The 16,212-nt window shown below is 70.7% G+C and carries 17 protein-coding genes; 3 read left to right on the top strand and 14 right to left on the bottom strand.

What is annotated here, in order from left to right; genetic code table 11:
• Positions 1–76: 76 nt before the first annotated feature.
• Together OTERR_RS03395 and OTERR_RS03390 are read right to left on the bottom strand one after the other, a co-directional pair.
• Positions 77–538: a glycine zipper domain-containing protein gene (locus tag OTERR_RS03395; RefSeq protein WP_149424866.1), complete on the bottom strand. Its 462-nt coding sequence runs from the start codon at positions 536–538 to the stop codon at positions 77–79.
• Positions 539–642: 104 nt separating this feature from the next.
• Positions 643–1,110, bottom strand: coding sequence for a hemerythrin domain-containing protein (locus OTERR_RS03390; protein WP_223115992.1), 468 nt, complete (start codon positions 1,108–1,110; stop codon positions 643–645).
• A gap of 240 nt (positions 1,111–1,350) precedes the next feature.
• Here OTERR_RS03390 and OTERR_RS03385 point away from each other — a divergent pair, with 240 nt between their 5' ends.
• Entirely contained in the window at positions 1,351–2,010 is a 660-nt protein-coding gene (locus OTERR_RS03385) for a DUF924 family protein (RefSeq protein WP_149424865.1), read from the top strand.
• 131 nt (positions 2,011–2,141) lie between these two features.
• Entirely contained in the window at positions 2,142–3,272 is a 1,131-nt protein-coding gene (locus tag OTERR_RS03380) for an HD-GYP domain-containing protein (RefSeq protein ID WP_149424864.1), read from the top strand.
• Positions 3,273–3,462: 190 nt separating this feature from the next.
• On the opposite strand, the gene OTERR_RS03375 is transcribed toward OTERR_RS03380, so the two are convergent.
• The 3 genes from OTERR_RS03375 to OTERR_RS03365 form a co-directional block, all read right to left on the bottom strand.
• Positions 3,463–4,149, bottom strand: coding sequence for an HNH endonuclease (locus tag OTERR_RS03375; protein ID WP_149424863.1), 687 nt, complete (start codon positions 4,147–4,149; stop codon positions 3,463–3,465).
• 466 nt (positions 4,150–4,615) lie between these two features.
• Entirely contained in the window at positions 4,616–5,446 is an 831-nt protein-coding gene (locus OTERR_RS03370) for a tRNA threonylcarbamoyladenosine dehydratase (RefSeq protein WP_223116034.1), read from the bottom strand.
• A gap of 17 nt (positions 5,447–5,463) precedes the next feature.
• Positions 5,464–6,462 carry an MBL fold metallo-hydrolase gene (locus OTERR_RS03365; RefSeq protein ID WP_149424861.1) on the bottom strand — a complete coding sequence of 333 codons (999 nt, stop codon included), beginning with the start codon at positions 6,460–6,462 and terminating at the stop codon, positions 5,464–5,466.
• 99 nt (positions 6,463–6,561) lie between these two features.
• On the opposite strand from OTERR_RS03365, the gene OTERR_RS03360 reads away from it, so the two are divergent.
• On the top strand, positions 6,562–7,404 hold the full coding sequence (locus OTERR_RS03360) for an alpha/beta fold hydrolase (protein WP_149424860.1): 843 nt from the start codon (positions 6,562–6,564) through the stop codon (positions 7,402–7,404).
• A 95-nt stretch (positions 7,405–7,499) separates the two neighbouring features.
• Here OTERR_RS03360 and OTERR_RS03355 read toward each other — a convergent pair whose 3' ends face one another.
• The 9 genes from OTERR_RS03355 to folE2 all read right to left on the bottom strand — a co-directional run bounded on the left by OTERR_RS03355 (position 7,500) and on the right by folE2 (position 16,155).
• Positions 7,500–8,003, bottom strand: coding sequence for a nuclear transport factor 2 family protein (locus OTERR_RS03355; protein WP_149424859.1), 504 nt, complete (start codon positions 8,001–8,003; stop codon positions 7,500–7,502).
• Positions 8,004–8,070: 67 nt separating this feature from the next.
• Positions 8,071–9,006: an SDR family NAD(P)-dependent oxidoreductase gene (locus tag OTERR_RS03350; protein ID WP_149424858.1), complete on the bottom strand. Its 936-nt coding sequence runs from the start codon at positions 9,004–9,006 to the stop codon at positions 8,071–8,073.
• A gap of 11 nt (positions 9,007–9,017) precedes the next feature.
• On the bottom strand, positions 9,018–9,599 hold the full coding sequence (locus OTERR_RS03345) for a DUF3833 domain-containing protein (RefSeq protein ID WP_054621640.1): 582 nt from the start codon (positions 9,597–9,599) through the stop codon (positions 9,018–9,020).
• Entirely contained in the window at positions 9,596–10,939 is a 1,344-nt protein-coding gene (locus OTERR_RS03340; RefSeq protein WP_149424857.1) for an MFS transporter, read from the bottom strand. Before OTERR_RS03340 ends, OTERR_RS03345 begins: the two co-directional genes overlap by 4 nt.
• Before the next feature lie 23 nt (positions 10,940–10,962).
• Positions 10,963–11,562: a chalcone isomerase family protein gene (locus OTERR_RS03335; RefSeq protein WP_223115991.1), complete on the bottom strand. Its 600-nt coding sequence runs from the start codon at positions 11,560–11,562 to the stop codon at positions 10,963–10,965.
• Complete coding sequence (locus tag OTERR_RS03330) at positions 11,555–12,916, bottom strand: SAM-dependent methyltransferase (RefSeq protein WP_246154308.1); 1,362 nt, start codon at positions 12,914–12,916, stop codon at positions 11,555–11,557. The genes OTERR_RS03335 and OTERR_RS03330 overlap by 8 nt, the downstream gene beginning before the upstream one ends.
• A complete protein-coding gene (locus OTERR_RS03325; RefSeq protein ID WP_149424856.1) occupies positions 12,913–13,800 on the bottom strand; it encodes a DUF1365 domain-containing protein in 888 nt (295 codons plus the stop codon). Before OTERR_RS03325 ends, OTERR_RS03330 begins: the two co-directional genes overlap by 4 nt.
• A gap of 8 nt (positions 13,801–13,808) precedes the next feature.
• A complete protein-coding gene (locus OTERR_RS03320) occupies positions 13,809–15,353 on the bottom strand; it encodes an NAD(P)/FAD-dependent oxidoreductase (RefSeq protein ID WP_425466023.1) in 1,545 nt (514 codons plus the stop codon).
• On the bottom strand, positions 15,346–16,155 hold the full coding sequence (gene folE2 / locus OTERR_RS03315; protein WP_149424855.1) for a GTP cyclohydrolase FolE2: 810 nt from the start codon (positions 16,153–16,155) through the stop codon (positions 15,346–15,348). Before folE2 ends, OTERR_RS03320 begins: the two co-directional genes overlap by 8 nt.
• Positions 16,156–16,212: the final 57 nt, after the last annotated feature.

Raw genomic sequence — 16,212 nt, 5'->3', positions numbered from 1 at the left:
GAGAAACGTAGCGACGCCCGAACCCGCAACGAAAACCCCGCCACGGGGGCGGGGCCGGTAGCGGGGTGAAAACCGTTCAGTGCCGGCCATGGGCGTGGCCGTGGCGGTGCTTGCCCTTCTTGCCCTTACCCCGGTAGTAACCGTCGTCGCCCCGGTAGCCCTGGCTGTTGGCCGAGACCTCGCGGCCGACCACCGTACCGGCGGCACCGCCGATCCCGGCGCCGACAATGGCACCGCCCTTGCCACCCACCGAATTGCCCACGGCCGCGCCGCTGGCGCCGCCCACGGCACCGCCAATGGCGGCGCCGGTCTGATGACGGCCCGGGGTGGCGATGGCACCGCCCGCGGCACCGCCGACCGCGCCGCCGAGCACCGCGCCCGTGGAACCGCCGACAGCCTGGCCCACCGCCGCACCGGCGGCGCCACCCAAGCCGCCGCCAACGGCGGAGCGGACGTTATCGGCGTGAACCGTCCCTGCCGCCAGCCCCAGGGCGGCGCAGGAAACGGCAAGGAAGCGGGAAACGAACAGGGACGACATGGCAGACCTCGGGTTGTCTATGGAATGACATCGAGTCTAGCGGCCCTGCCCGTTGCCTGTTGTGCCCCCCGGTGACCGGCGGCCTACAAATTGTTGCAGGATGTTTATGCGGCAGCGGCGTAGCCGGTGCGGGCGATCCAGGTGGCCAGGGCCCAGTCCATGCTGGCCACGTGGTTGTCGAACCAGGGCACCAGTTCCCGGGCCAGGGTACGACCCAGGGCGGCGTCGCCGGCGGCGACCTTGTCGCGCACCGCCGTCACCACGGCCAGGGACTTGGTATGCTCGTCCTCGTGGCAGGCCGTGGGGGGAAAGTGGGATTCCTCCATCCAGCGCTGCTCCATGGCGAAGTGCCGCTCGGTATGCTCGACCAGGGCATCCATCAAGGGCAGCAGGTCGGCCTCCAGCGGGGCGACCAGCAGGGCGTTGACCAGGGAGACGAACTCCCGGTGGATGTCATCCATGGGAGCAAGCTGCAACAGATAGCGGTCCTGCCAGGCCATGCCGGTCGGTGCCGTCGCGGCGGACGGGGCCGACGGGATGGCCGCTAGGGACTCTGGGGCCAGGGTTTCCATGCCAAACTCCTCAATATTGTCTGTTGCGCAACGCCGCCTCCGCCCCCCGTGGGCAAATGCCCGGGGCCTGGCGGAGACGCCAATCCGGGCATCTCCGGGAGCCAACCGGGACGGCGGCTCCAGAGCTGTATTAACCAGTGCTAATTTTCCTACCGAACCGCCATCGCCTAACTTGATCCAAGTTAAGGACGACACAAGGACCGCTTCTGCACCTCGCTGGTGCCAGGGCGCACAGGACCCATGAACGACGCCTTCACACCTCCCCAGACACCGCCCCCGGCCCTCGCCCACCCGCACTTTCCCACCACGCCCTGCCGCCCCCCTTTCCACCCCGACGAGGTGCTCGACGCCTGGTTCGGCCCCCGGGACGATCCGCAGCGTCGCCAGCCGCGGCGCGCCTGGTTCATGGGCAGGGCGGACTTCGACGCGGCGCTGCGGGCGCGCTTCCTGCCCGTTTGGGAGGCCGCGGTCCGCGGCGAACTGGCGGCCTGGAACGCCACGGCCCAAGGCCGGCTGGCCCTGGTGATCGTGCTCGACCAGCTGTCGCGCAACTTCTTCCGCGGCGATGCCCGGGCCTTCGCCAGCGACGCAGCGGCGCGCCGGGTCGCCGAGGCGGCCCTGGCCGCCGGCGAGGATCAGTGCCTGGCCCCGGTGGCCCGCGCTTTTCTCTACCTGCCCTTCGAGCACAGCGAAGACGCCGCCGATCAAGCCCGGGCCGAGGCCCTGTTTACCGCGCTGGCCGCCGCCGACCCGGCCCTGGACAGCTATCTGGACTACGCCCGGCGCCACCGGGCGGTGATCCTGCGCTTCGGCCGCTTCCCCCACCGCAACGCCGCCCTGGGACGCACCACCACGGCGGAAGAGGCCGCCTTTCTCGCCGACCATCCGGCGGGATTCTGACCCGCCCCGGGTCGGGGCCCCTTTCATCCCCGGCGGCCGACCGCCGGCCCCCAGGTTTTGCTGTGGCGATGACAATCGCCTAGACTGGCCGCTCCGCCGCTCTGCCGTCATGCTCCCACCTGGTGCGCCCCATGTTTGCTGCCGATGCCCTGTTTGCCCTACCGCCGGACGAGTCCTCGTTCCACGATTTCGCCGACGCCCTGACCGATCTGGTGCCGGCGGTGGAAGGCAACGTGCACCGGCTGCGCCGGGCACCGGACGATGCGGGCGAAGTCGCCAGCCTGTTCCGCGCCCTGCACAACCTCAAGGGCGATGCGGCCCTCTGCCGTTTCGCTCCCGGGGTCGCCATCGCCCACCCCCTGGAAACCCTGCTCGCCCGGGTGCGCGCCAAGGAAATGCCCTTCGACGGCGCTATGGCCGAAACCGTCCTGCTCGCCCTGGACCGGCTCGAACTGACGGTGGAAGCCCTCGTCCGGGGTGACACCCAGACGGCCCCGGGCAACCTGCGCCTGCCCGCCCTGATCGCCGGACTGGAACGCCTGGCCGGCGCGCCCCCCGCCCAGATCCCGGCCCTCGCCCTGGAAGTGATCGAACAGGTCACCGGCTTTCGCCCCACCCACCTCGACGACGGCGACGAGCCGCCGGCGCCCCGAACTCCCACCGTTCCCGCCGCCCCCGCCGGGCCGCAACAGGACGACCTGCAGTTCTTCCGCTCCCTGGCGGACCGCTTCGAAGCCCGCTCGCCGCGCTACGCCGGGCGCACCGAGCGGCAGCGCGACCTGGCCCTGGACATCAACGCCGACGCCGGCCAGCCCGTGCCCCCGGCCCAGCTGGAAGCGGCGGTGTACCTGCACGACCTGGGCATGATGCTGCTGCCCGACCCCCTGTGGCTGCGCCCGGGCAGTCTGACCGACACCGAACGGCAGGCCCTGATGCGCCACCCGGAAGACGGCGCCGGCCTACTGGCGCGCATGCCCGGCTGGCAGGCGGCGGCCGAGATCGTCGCCCAGCACCACGAGATGCCCGACGGGCGCGGCTACCCCCACGGCCTGAAGAACGGCGCCATCGCCCCCGGCGCCAAGATCCTGGCCATCGTGGACGCCTTCGAGGCGGTCATGCTCAAACACAAGGATCGGGGCCTGGCCCGCTCGACCCTGCGCGCCGTGGCCGAAATCAACGCCTGCGAAAACCAGTTCGCCCCGGAATTCATCGCCCCCTTCAACCGGGTGATGCGCCGCCGCCTGGAACGGCCGGGGGAGTAGGCGGGCCAGCCCGCTAGCCCCACGCTCGCTCGACAACGCCCGCCGCATCCCGGCGGGCGTTGTTGGTTTGGGGCTCTGAGCGATGGCTGGATTCGATCCAAAGCGAAAGTTCGCTTACGGAAAAAGCTGCTATTCAATGGCTAGTTAAGGCATCTGCACAGCTTTCCTGCAGGTAGCCTCGAACGAACAGTTAGGCTTTTGGAATTTCATCGGATGACGACATGTTTTCTCCAAAGTCGAAAACTCGCTCATGCTCTTTCTCATGGCATTTTCGGCACAAGGTCACAAGGTTCGTCTTCTGATGTGTTCCAAAATTCGATGCATACACAATGTGATGCACATGCAGTTCTACATTACTTGCCGAGCAGGAAACGCAAGAAAATCTATCTAGCTTCCTAATTCCATGAGCTACATCTTTCCAGTTATTTGGGTAGCCCCAGCGATGCGGTCGATCAAAGTGAAGAAGACCGCGGCGATGTGCACGGATGATTTTAAATACCTTGTCTCTATTTGACCCATCCGCCAAGAGTTTGTTGAGCCACTGCGGCAATGCACGATCAACCTCCGCTTCAAGATTACCTAGAATTCGCTCCGCGGCATTCTGCTTCCATTGCGGGGTAGCTGTTGAGCTAACATCCATAGTTGCTCTGCGCAGAACCCCTCTGAGTAGCAATTCACGTACAGCTTGATAGGAAAATTCCGCGACTTCTTTATAACTATTCAGATCATTCGTACATCGACCACAAACGCAGACACGGGACGATTTAAATCGAAGACTCTTAAAATCCCTCAAGCAAATTTTGCAGATTGGCATATGAAATATCAGCAATAAATTGAAACCGGTTAGCTTGCGATTGTACTTGCGCCAGTTATTCAATTGCCATCTATGCGAATGTCTGTTTTAGGAAAAATCGTTAAGAGGCAGCTCTTGGCCAGAATCAGGCAAAGCAGCAGGACAATCAGTAATCATTGCCTAGCTCCGGCAATGCGGCCTGGGCACCAAAGTCGAGTGGTGGCAATCGGCGCGTTTGGCCGGAGCCGTCACGAGTGGAAACGGGTGGCCCAGGACAGGGCACATGGCTGCGCCAGCCAGGAGACGCCCCGGCGCTGCGCAGGCGCAGCCATGCAGAGGCACTCGCCTGCAACAACCTTGCCCCGCCAAACCCCGCGCCAATAAAGGCGCTCCGAGCATGCATCTCTGAAACCAAGTATTGGCGCGGCGTTCCAGACCTACCCCGTGAAACTCGGCTACTGGCGCGGACTTTCACGGGGTGGCCGGCGGCGCCCCACAAAAAGACGCGGCGCCCTCAAGGGGCGCCGCTGCACGCAGGAAGGGCTGCACTTCAGGGCGCCAGCAGGCGCAGGGTGGCGGCGGCGGCGGCGAAGCCGAAGGGGGCGGTGACGCATACCGACGAGCCGAAGCCGGCGCAGTTGAGCCCTTGGGGCCCGGTGACCAGGCCCGGTCCGGCCGGGGCAGTGCCGCCCGCTTCCCCGCCCGCTTCCCCTGCCACGCCCTCCTCCACCGCGCAGGCGGCTTCCGGGTAGCGCAGGGGTTCGTCGGAATAGACGGCGGGGATGCCGAACTTCTTCTTGGCGTCCCGGGGGAAACCGTGTTCCTTGCGCAGCTTGGCGCGCACTTTGGAGAGCAGCGGGTCCTGCACGGTGCGCGACAGGTCGTCCACCCGCAGCCGGGTCGGGTCGAGCTGGCCGCCGGCCCCGCCCACCACCACCAGGGGCAGGCGTTGCCGGGCGCAGTGGGCGGCGATGGCGACCTTGGCGCGCACCTGGTCGATGGCGTCCACCACCGCGTCGAAGGGCCCGGCGAGCATGTCGGCGACGTTGTCGGGATCGACGAATTCCTCGACGCAGGTGACGACGCAGGCCGGGTTGATGGTGGCGATGCGCTGGCGCAGGGCCTCCACCTTGGCCATGCCCAGGGTGGCGTCGGTGGCCTGGAGCTGGCGGTTGATGTTGGACTCGGCCACGTTGTCCAGGTCGATCAGGGTCAGCCGGCCGACGGCGGAGCGGGTCAGGGCCTCCACCACCCAGGAGCCGACGCCGCCCACCCCGACCACCGCCACGTGGGCGCCGCGGAAGCGCTCCAGGGCGGCCTGGCCGTAGAGCCGGGCGACGCCACCGAAGCGGCGGGCCAGGTCGGGGGCGTCCCCGGTCATGGCAGAGGGCAGGTCGCTCACGCCGCCACCGGTGCAGATGTAGCGGCGGCGGCCTGGGCGGCACGCTTGGCTTCGCCGTCGAGCCATACCACCAGGCCCTGGGCGTTGAGGCGCAGGTCCACGCCCATCAGCTCCAGGCTGCGCTCGGCGGACAGGGTAGAGCCATGGGCGCGCAGCTCGGCCAGGGTGAGGGCCTGCAAATCGGCCAGGATGCGGGCTTCCCGGTCCGCGCCGGCGTCGGCGTGGGCCCGGGCGCTGGCCACGTGGGCGTCGATCAGCCGGTGCAGGGTGGCGGCCCGGGCAGGCAGGTCGGTGACCTGGCTGTAGTGGGTCAGGTAGGCGCCCTCGGCGCCCAGGGCGGCGATGCGCGATACCGACTCGTGCATGGCGTCCGGCTCGAAGGCCACCGGCGAGGTGGTGGGGAAGATGAAGGGCCGGCCGTCCACGTCGAACTCCCGGTAGGAGAAGCCGAAGGTGTCGCCGGTGAACACCGCCTTGCCGGTCTCGTCCCACAGGCTCAGGTGGTGGCGGGCGTGGCCCGGGGTATCCAGGCAGACCAGGCGACGCGCGCCCAGCATGAACGCATGGCCTTCGCCGCCCTCGTCGATGCGGGCCGGGTCGATGGGCACCAGCTCGCCGTAGAGGCGGCGGGCTTCGTCCTTGCCATAGACCGCTTCGACCCCGGCCATCAGCTTGGTCGGATCGGCCATGTGCCGGGCGCCCTTGGGGTGCACCACCAGGCGGGCGTTGGCAAAGCGGCGCAGGTAGGCGCCGGCGCCGCCGGCGTGGTCCAGGTGGATGTGGGTGAGCACCACCCAATCCACCGCCTCGGGCCCCAGGCCCAGTTCGGCCAGGGCGGCCTCGACCCGGGGCAGGGAATCGTTGCTGGCGGTATCGACGATGGCCACCCGGCCGCTGTCGACGATGAAGTGGATGGCCGCCATGAGGGGCCGGTGATAGCCGGAATCGAGGGCGTAAATGCCGGTCGCGCCGTTCTTGTTGTAGTCGATGAGCATGTCGGTCTTCCTCCTAGGGGAGGCCGCATTATAGGCGGGTTAGAATCGTTCGAATCCCGGCTCCCGCAGCCTCCCTATGCTTTTACCCACCATCGCGCCATGACCTCCCCCACCCAGTTCCGCGCCGACGACGGCGAGATCATCCACCTGCACGTGGCCGGCGACGGCCCACCCCTGGTGCTGCTGCACGGCTGGACCGCCAGCCACCAGGAGTGGTTTCCCTTCCTCGCCGCCCTGACCAGGCACCACCGGGTGTACCGCTGGGACGCCCGGGGCCACGCCGGCCACCTGGTCGCCTCGGGCAACGCCCCGACGGTGACGCGCATGGCCCGGGACCTGCACAACCTGCTGGAGCACTTCGACCTCCACGGCGCCACCGTGATCGGCCACTCCATGGGGGCCCTGACCCTGTGGCAGTACCTGCGCGACTTCGGCGAAGCGCGCCTGGCCCGGGTCGGCTTCATCGACCAGTCGCCCCGGCTGGTGACCGGCCCGGACTGGGAGCACGGCATCTACGGCGATTTCGACGAACAGCGCTCCGCCGCCTTCCTCGAACAGCTGCGCGACGACTTCGCCGAATCGGTGCTGCGCCTGGGGGCCTACGGCCTGAACAGCCGGGCCCGGGAAAAGTACGAGGAGAACGCCCGGGGCTGGGAGAAATCGCGCCAGTGGCTGCAGACCCTGCCCGCCGGCCCCCTGATCGACTGCTGGCAGAGCCTGACCGAGGCCGACTACCGGGACGTGCTCGCCACCATCACCCTGCCCGCCCTGCTCATCTACGGCGGCGAGAGCAACTTCTACCGCACCGAGACCGCCCGCCTGGTGGCCTCGCGCATCGCCAACGCGGTACTGCACATCTACGAGGGCACCGACCACTCGCCCCACCAGTGGCAGCGCGACCGCTTCGTCGCCGACCTGCTGGCCTTCACCGGGGCGGCCTGAAGCGGCCTCGCGCCGACGGGGTAGCCCGCGGCGCCCGGCGTCGCGGGCCGTGGCACGGCGCGGCCCCGCGGTAGCGCGGCTCCGGCGCCGCCGTATCAGGCCGCCAGGGCCCGGGCCACGCCGCGCACGATGCAGCCCACCAAGGGCACCCGGGCGTACAGCTCCTCGCCGGTATCCCAGTAGTCCCGGTGGTAGCAGACCTTGCCGTCCGGGGCGAAGCGCAGGTGGGTGCTGCCGTGCATCACCTGGTCCGCCGGTTTCAGCCAGCGGGTGCGGTAGCGCAGTTGCCAGATCAGCATGACGCCGTCGCTGCCGCAAAAGCGCTGGGTGACGACGAAGCGCGGCCCCTGCACCTGGCGGAACATGTGCTGGAAGATGCGCTGGATGGCGCCGATGCCCCGCACTTCGTTGAACGGGTCCTTGAAGTAGGCATCCGGGCTGTAGAACTCGGCAAAGCGCCCCACCCCGGCTTCGGACAGATGCTCGTAAAAGGCGACCAGGCGGTCGAAGGCGGCGGCGTCGTGGGCGGGTGCGGCGCTCGGGCCGGCCGTGTCGACGGCAGCAGTAGCGGTAGAGGCTGTAGTAGCGGATTCGGTCATGGCAGGTCGGGCAATCCTGGCAAAAGCGTGGCAAGGCGGGCGCGGGGGAGCGGGGGCGTGCCGCCCCTCATTCCCCGGTCACCCGGCGGATGAAGGGAAAGTACAACCGGTAGGGCAGCAGCCGGGCGAACTTGAGCCAGCCGGTGAAGCGCTTGGGAAAGTGGATGTCGAAGGCGCCGGAGGCCAGCCCGGCGACGATGGCCCGGGCGGCCTCGTCCTCGCCGATCAGGGCCGGCATGGCAAAGTCGTTGCCGGCGGTGAGCCGGGTGGCGACAAAGCCCGGGCTGACCAGCCACACCCCCAGGCCGGGGTGCTCCGGCCGCACCAGGTCCAGGTAGAGCCCCTCGGCGAAATGGATCAGGGCCGCCTTGGCCGCCCCGTAGCCCAGGGCCTTGGGCAACCCCCGGTAGCCGGCGACGCTGCCCACCAGCACCAGCCCGCGCACCGGAGGTGCCCCGGCGGCCCCCGCCAGGGCGGTCTGCCCTTCCCCGCCCGCCGCATCTGCCCGGCCTGTCGCGCCCCGCGCCGCGCCAAGCAAGCCGGGCACCAGACAGGCGGCGAAGGCCGCCGCCCCCAGGTAGTTCACCCGGGCCAGGCGCTCGACCTGGGCCAGGGCCGGGTCGGCGGGCGCCGCCGGCCCGGCGCCCGCGCTGATCGCGCCAACTGGGGCGGCCGCTCCCAGCTCCCAGGCGCGCAGCGGGACGTAATCGCCGGCCAGGTAAATGCCCAGGTCGATGGGCCCCAGGGCCGCCTCCACCCGGTCCCGGGCCGTGGCCAGCCCGGCCGCGTCGGCCGCATCGGCGGCCACCGGCAGGACCGTCAGCCCCTGGGCCTGGAGCGGCGCGGCGACGGCCTCCAGCGCCTCGGCGCGGCGCCCGGAAATCGCCACCCGGGCCCCGGCCAAGGCCAGCTGCCGGGCCAGGGCGGCGCCGATGCCGGACGAGGCCCCGAGCAGCCAGACGGTCTTGCCGCGCCAGTCGCGCAGGCGTGGATTGCAGGCCATGGCGCCTCCGCTCAGCGCGCCGCCGCGACGGGTAGGGGCGGCCGGTCGAAGGACAGGAACACCTCGCCGAGGCGGAAGCCCCACTTGCTCATCACCGAGCGATTGAGCATCACCCGGCCGTCCTGGAGGAACATCCAGTCGTCGAAGTCCACGTGGTAGGTCTTGCCGTCCACCGGCAGTTCCAACACGTAGCGCCAACGCAGGGCGTTGCCCATGGCCTCGCCCTGGGCCTCGCCGACCACGTCGCCGGCGGTGCCCACGTAGCGCTTGCGCCCGTCGGGGCCCGGGGGTTGCTGGACCACGGTCCACACCCGGCGGCTGGTGGTGCCGTCGGCCCAGGTGAAGCGCTCGTCCAGGGTGCCGGTGTCGCCCTGCCAGTCGGCCTGGATGCGCACATGGAAGCGCTTGACCACCTCGCCGCCCCGGTCCTGGAACATGCCCCAGGCCTCCAGGGGGCCGTTGAAATAGGTCTTCAGGTCGAGTTCCGGGGTGGCGTCCTTGTATTTTTCCACGCCGGTGCCGGCGCAGCCGGTCAGACCCAGGGTGGCGCCGACGCCGAGGATGGCCGCCAGGGCGGCTGCTGCGGGTTTCATGGGGTTCTCTCCAGGGAAAGGGACGTTTCGAGACGGGCGCGCCAGAGGAGCGCCAAGGCCAGGGCGGCCAGCTTGAACAGCACCGGCAGCAGGCAATACACCGCCGACAGCACGCTGGCCGCCGGGGCACCGCCGCCGGGGCGGTAGCCGAGGACGGCCAGCAGGGGCAGGGCCAGGCCTGCGGCCAAGGCCAGGTTGAGCTTGGTGGCCAGGTTCCACAGGCCGAAGTAGCTGCCAGCCCGGGCATCCTGGCCCGGGCGGTGGCCGCGCCGGGCGCCGCTTTCGGCCAGGTCGGCGAGCAACCCGGCGGGAATCGCCAGGTCGGCCCCCAGGGCGGCGCCGGAGGCCAGGCAGACCAGGCCGTAGGGCAGCACGTCGCCGGCGCCGAGCCAAAAGGCCCAGGCGAACACCAGCACCGCCACAACCATGCTCAGGCACCAGGCCCGTATCGGGCCGCGGCGGCGGGCCAGGCGCACCCACAGGGGCAGGGCCAGCACCCCGGCGGCGAAGTAGGTGGCGAGGAACAGGCCGGCGGCGGCCGGGGCGTGGATCACGTCGGCGATGAAGAACATCACCAGGGTGGCCGGCAGGGCGTTGGCCACGCCGTTGAGCATGAACAGGGCGAGCAGGCGGCGAAAGGCCCGGTCGCGCCAGGCATCGCCCAGGGAATCGCGAAAGCGCGCCTCGGCCCGGGGGCGGACCCGGTCGGCGCCGGACCAGAGCAAGGTGGGCGCGGCGCACAGGGCCAGCAACAGGGGAAAAACCAGGCCGAGCAGGGCCAGGGCGCGGCTGCCGGCCATGCCCTGGGCGCCGCCCTCTCCCCCCGGCACCCCCAGCAGGCTGGGCAGGACGGCGGCCAGCACCACCCCGACCAGGCCGAAGCCTTCGCGCCAGGCGGTCAGCCGGGTGCGCTCGCCCCGGTCCCGGCCGAGTTCGGCGCCCCAGGCCTGGTAGGCGATGCTGGCCAGGCTCAAGCCGGCGTAGGCGGTGCCCAGCCACAGCACCAGCCAGCCCACCGGTGCCACGCCGCGGCCCACCGCCCAGGCCGGGTTGAGCAGGGCCATCAGGCCGACGCCGAGGAACGGCAGGGCGAGCAGCATCAGGCGGCGGCGCGGCAGGCCGTCGGACAGCCAGCCGAACCAGGGATCGGTCAGGGCATCGGCCAGACGGGCGACCAGCAACACCATGCCGAGCAGGGCCAGATCGACGCCGCGCCCGGCGTAGAGGGCGGGCACATGCACGTACACCGGCAGCATGGCCATGGCCAGGGGCAGGCCGAGCAGGCCATAGGCCCAGGGGCGCGGCGGCGCCCGCAGGGTGAGGGAAGGAGGTGCGCCCATGGCCGTCACCGTCACGAGGGGGCCTAGCCGCCGGCGCGCTTGAGCAGCGCCTGGCGCAGGGCCGGTTCCCGGGTCTGGGGCGACAGCCAGATGGCGAAGAAGGCCCGGGCGAAGCGCTCGTCGGCCACGGCGCCGGTGAGCCGGCCGTTCAGGTAGAAGCGGGCGCCGCTGCCGGGCAGGTGGGCACCGGTGATCTGGTCGCCCTGGCGCACGTCGGGAAAGACCTGCTCCAAGGCCGCCTGCCAGCGTGCCAAGCGGACCTCGTCCTGCTCGCCGAGGCGCTTCAGTTCGTCCAGGGTGGCGCCCACCAGGCGGCTCTTGGCGATGTCGCGCTGGTAGGTGAGTTGCAGGGCGTAGGCGGTGTCGTCCCCCAGGCTGTCGCCGGCCACCCAGAGCACCGCGTTGTACAGGCGCAGGCCGAACCAGCGCATGTCGCCGCTGCCCCAGGGGCGCCAGCCGTTGCCCAGGCCGCGCAGGGGCTCGGGCAGCGCCGGGGCCGGGTGCGAGCCTGGGCCGTCGCTTCCGGCCAGGCTGGCGGCCCGGGCCGTCACCGCCCAGGGCCCGAGCAGGGCCGCCGCGCCGAGACCGGCCAGGGCCGCCAGGATGCGGCGGCGCTCAGCCATGGCGCAACTCGAACTGGACCACGTCCACCGAGCCGGTGGCGAAGCCGGCCTCGCAATAGGCCAGGTAGAAACGCCACAGGCGGCGGAAGCGTTCGTCGAAACCGAGGGGCGCGATGCGCGGCCAGGCGGCTTCGAAGCGTTCGCGCCACAGGGCCAGGGTGCGGGCGTAGTCGGGGCCGAAGGAGAACTGGTCCGTCACCGCCAGCCCGGCCCGGGCGGCGCGGCGGCCGAATTCCCCCGGCGAGGGCAGCATGCCGCCGGGGAAGACGTACTGCTGGATGAAGTCGGTGCCGCGCCGGTAGCGGGCGAACAGGTCGTCGCGGATGACGATGCTCTGCACCAAGGCCCGCCCCTCCGGCGCCAGGGCGCGCTTGACGGTGCGGAAGTAGGACGGCCAATAGCGCTCGCCCACGGCCTCGAACATCTCGATGGAGACGATGTGATCGTACTGGCCGCGGATGTCCCGGTAGTCGCGCAGCATCAGGTGGGCGCGCTCGTCCAGGCCGGCCCGGGCCAGGCGCTCCTGGGCGTAGGCGAGCTGGGCGGGGGACAGGGTGACGCCCTCGACCCGCACTCCGGCCTCCCGGGCCGCCAGTTCGGCGAAGCCGCCCCAGCCGCAGCCGATCTCCAGCACGATCTGCTCGGGCCGGGCGCCGAGCTTGCGCAGGATGCGCCGGTACTTGGCGTCCTGGGCGGCGGCCAGGGAGCGGGCCGGGTCGCCGGAAAAAAGCCCCGCCGAGTAGGTCATGGACTCGTCCAGCCACAGCCGGTAGAAGTCGTTGCCCAGGTCGTAGTGGGCCAGGATGTTGCGCTTGCTGCCGGCCCGGGTGTTGGCGTTGAACAGGTGGCGCAGACGCGCGGCGAGCAGGCCGCGCCAGTGGCCGTACACCGCCTTTTCCAGCACCGCCCGGTTGGCGTTGAGGCGGGTCAGCAGGGCCGCCAGGTCGGAGCTGTCGACCTGGCCGTCCAGGTAGGCCTCGGCAAAGCCGATGTCGCCCCGGGCCAGCACCCGGGCGAACACGCTCCAGTCGTGGATATGCAGATCCACCGCCGGCCCGGCCTGGTCGTCGCCCAACCACAGGCTGGCGCCGTCGGGCAGGCGCACGGTGAGCACGCCGCCGTGCAGCTCGGCCAGGATGTCGAGGAGCAGGGCCGCGTCCCGGGGCAGGTGGCGCACCGTGGCGCGGGAGGCGCCGATGGCCGGGCTGCGCCGGGCGTCGCTGGCGCTACCGGCATGGTCGCGCACGTTGTCCAGGACGGTGTCGAGCACCTCCTCCATGCGCCCGGCCAGGGGCGCGGCGTTGAGGCGGTCGAGGCCGGACAGGCGGTCGAGGGTGGTTTCCAGGCGAGTCATCGCGTCGTCTCCGTAGGGGGCGGAAGCGGCTTCTTGAAGAACGGCACGCCCTTCAGCCAAAGTTGCAGGGCATGCCAGTGGATGCGCGCCATCACTCCCAGGGTCTGGGCGGGATAACGCAGGAAAGCGCTCAGGGCGAGGCCCTGGCTCAGGGGCCGGGCCTGGCCCGACAGGGCGGCGTGGAGCCGATCGGCCGTGGCCCCGGGGTCGGCGGCGGCATCGGCCACCGCAACCGAAGCGGCGGTGGCGGTGGCGGCGTCGCCGTCGGCCGGCGCCGCCGCGTCGAAATACTCGATGCGGCTCAGCCAGCGCCCCTCCCCCGCCCCGTCGCCGGCGACGGCGGGGAAGTGGAAGCGGAAGCGGTAGCCGCCGCTCACCGGGAAAAAGGGCGAGACGTGGAACACCTTGGTCGCCGCCAGGGTTTCGCCCGGGGCGATCGGCCCATGGTCGGGGCGGGCGGCCAGGTAGTTGTGGCGCTCGCCGAAGGTGTTGGACACCTCGCAGACCACGGCGCGCAAGGCCCCGGCGGGGTCGAAGCAGTACCAGAAGCTGACCGGGTTGAAGACGTAGCCGACCATGCGCGGAAAGGTTTGCAGCCACAGGGCGCCGCCGGCGGTGGCGGCGGCCAGGCCGTGGGCGGCGAGCAGTTCGCGCACCCAGCTGCGCGGGTCGCTGCCGTCGCGCCGGCCGTAGTCGGCAAAGCGCAGCGACAGCAGTCCGGCCCGGTTCACCGCGAAGGCCCGGCCGTAGCCCGCGGCCCAGTCGTCGAGCCGGTGCATGGGCAGCAGGGCGTAGAACACCGGGTAGGCAAAACGGTGCCCCCGGGGCGCCAGGCGCCGGTGCATGACCTGGCCGAAAGCCAGGAGGGGCGCGGAGTTCGACATGGCCTGCCTCAAACTCGGCTCTGGGCGCGGCTTTGCAGGCCACCCCCTTGAAGGTCGAGGACTGGCGCGGGGTTCCAGGCAGGGGCCTGGGACGGCGCACCGGCCGGCGCGGCTTGCGGCTGGCCCTGCCAGGGGGCGCGACAGCCCAGGGCGTTGGCCACGGCCAGAGCCGACTTGAGGCCATCATCGTGGAAGCCGTAGCCGCCCCAGGCGCCGCAGAACCACACCCCGTCCTGGCCCTGGAGCGTCGCCAGCCGGGCCTGGGCAGCGATGGCCGGGCCGTCGAAGAGGGGGTGGGCGTAGTCGAAGCGGGCCAGCACGTGCTCGTCCCGGGGCAGCCTGTCCGGGTTGAGGGTGACCACCACCGGGGTTGCGAAGGGCAGCGGCTGGAGCTGGTTGATCAGGTAGGAGACCCCCACCGGCCGGGCGTCCAGCCCGGGCCGGTCGGCCACGTAGTTCCACGCCGACCACAGGCTGCGCCGGCGCGGCAGCAGGGCCGGGTCGGTGTGCAGCCAGGCCACGTTGGGCTCGTAGCGCAGGGCGCCGAGCAGGCGCTTTTCCTCCGCCCGGGCGCCGTCACCGAGGATGGCCAGGGCCTGGTCGGAATGGCAGGCCAGCACCACCGCGTCGAACACCTCGCCCAGGGTGGTATCGCCGCTGCCGGCGTGGAGCCGCACCCGGCCGTCGGCCTGGCGTTCGACGCCCCGCACCGGGGTGGACAGGTGGATGGTGTCGATGCCCAGGGCCAGCTTGGCCACGTATTCCCGGCCGCCGCCGAGCACGGTGCGCCACTGGGGCCGGTCCGCCACCTGGAGCAGGCCGTGGTTGCGGCAGAAGCGCACGAAGGTGGCGAGGGGGTAGTCGAGCATCTTGCCGGTGGGGCAGGACCAGATGGCCGCCGCCATGGGCAGCAGGTACCACTCGGAAAATTCCCGGGAATAACCGTTGTCCGCCAGGTAGACCCCCAGGGAGCGCGGGTCGTGGGGCTGGGCGTCGAGCCAGGCCGGGGCCTCCCGGTTGAAGCGCAGGATGTCGCGCAGCATGCGCCAGAAAGCCGGCTTGAGCAGGTTGCGGCGCTGGCCGAAGACGGTGTTGAGGTTGGTGCCGGCCCATTCCAGCCCGGTCTCGCGGAAACTCACCGCGAACGACATGTCGGTGGCGGAGGAAGCCACCCCCAGGTGGGCGAACAGGGCGGTGAGGTTGGGGTAGGTGTGGTGGTTGAAGACGAGGAAGCCCGTATCCACCGGCGCGCTGACCCCGTCCACCGCGACATCCACGGTATTGGTGTGGCCGCCCAGGCGGGTGTCGGCCTCGAACAGGGTGACGTGGTGGCGCTGGCCGAGCAGCCAGGCGGCGGCCAGGCCGGAGATACCGGAGCCGACCACCGCCACCCGGGCGTCGGGCGGCAGCGGGCGGGAGACAGAGGGGGAGGAAGTGGCGAAGCTGAGCATGGTGCCGTGATCCCGGGCAAAGGTTGCGTTGTTGGTGTTATCGGAGTTATCGGTGTGGGCGGCGCGAGGGGCGCGGGGCGGCCGAGCCGCAGGCTCAGGCATTGACCCCGTGCAGTTCGGCGTAGGCCGAGTGGTTGTGGATCGACTCGAAGTTCTCCGAGGCCACCGTCCAGGCCGCCACGGCGGGCTCGGCCATCAGGCGCAGGGCGATGTCGCGCACCAGGTCCTCGACGAACTTGGGGTTGTCGTAGGCCCGCTCGGTGACCCACTTCTCGTCGGGGCGCTTCAGCAGGCCGAACACCTCGCAGGAAGCCTCCTCCTCGGCCAGGCGCACCAGAGCCTCGATCGACAGCCGATCTTCCTGGCCCGGGCGCAACTGGGCGCGCAGGGTCAGGTGGGAACGCTGGTTGTGGGCGCCATAGGCGGAAATCTTCTTCGAGCAGGGGCACAGGCTGGTGGCCGCGGCGGTGATTTCCAGGGTCAGGCGCGGCGCGGCATCGGGCAGCTGTTCGGCGACGATGGCCACGTCGTAGTCGAGCAGGCTGGCGACGCCGGACACCGGGGCGCGCTTCTCGATGAAGTAGGGGAAGCGGGCTTCGATGCGGCCGCTGCGGGCGTCCAGACGCACCAGGGTGTCACCCAGCACGGCGAGAAAATCCGCCGGGGCCAGGGCCGCCCGGGGCCGCTCGAGGATTTCGACGAAGCGCGACATATGGGTGCCCTTGACCTCGGGCGGCAGGGCCACGGTCATGGCGAACTCGGCCACGGTGGCCCGCTCGCCGGCCGGGGTGCGCAGGAGCAGGGGGTAGCGCAGGCCCTTCACCCCCACCTGCTGGATGGCCAGCTGGCGGGTATCGGGGGTGGATTGGATGTCGGGGAGGAAGATCTTGTCCGGGGCGTTCATCAGGGTTCTCCTGGGGAAAGGGAGGATTCAGGATGGGACGGCAAAGAACGGGCGCCG

The organism is Oryzomicrobium terrae (assembly GCF_008274805.1).
Taxonomy (GTDB): Bacteria; Pseudomonadota; Gammaproteobacteria; order Burkholderiales; family Rhodocyclaceae; genus Oryzomicrobium; species Oryzomicrobium terrae.
Note: the sequence above shows the minus strand (reverse complement) of the source record. Positions and strands in the feature narration are given on the sequence as shown.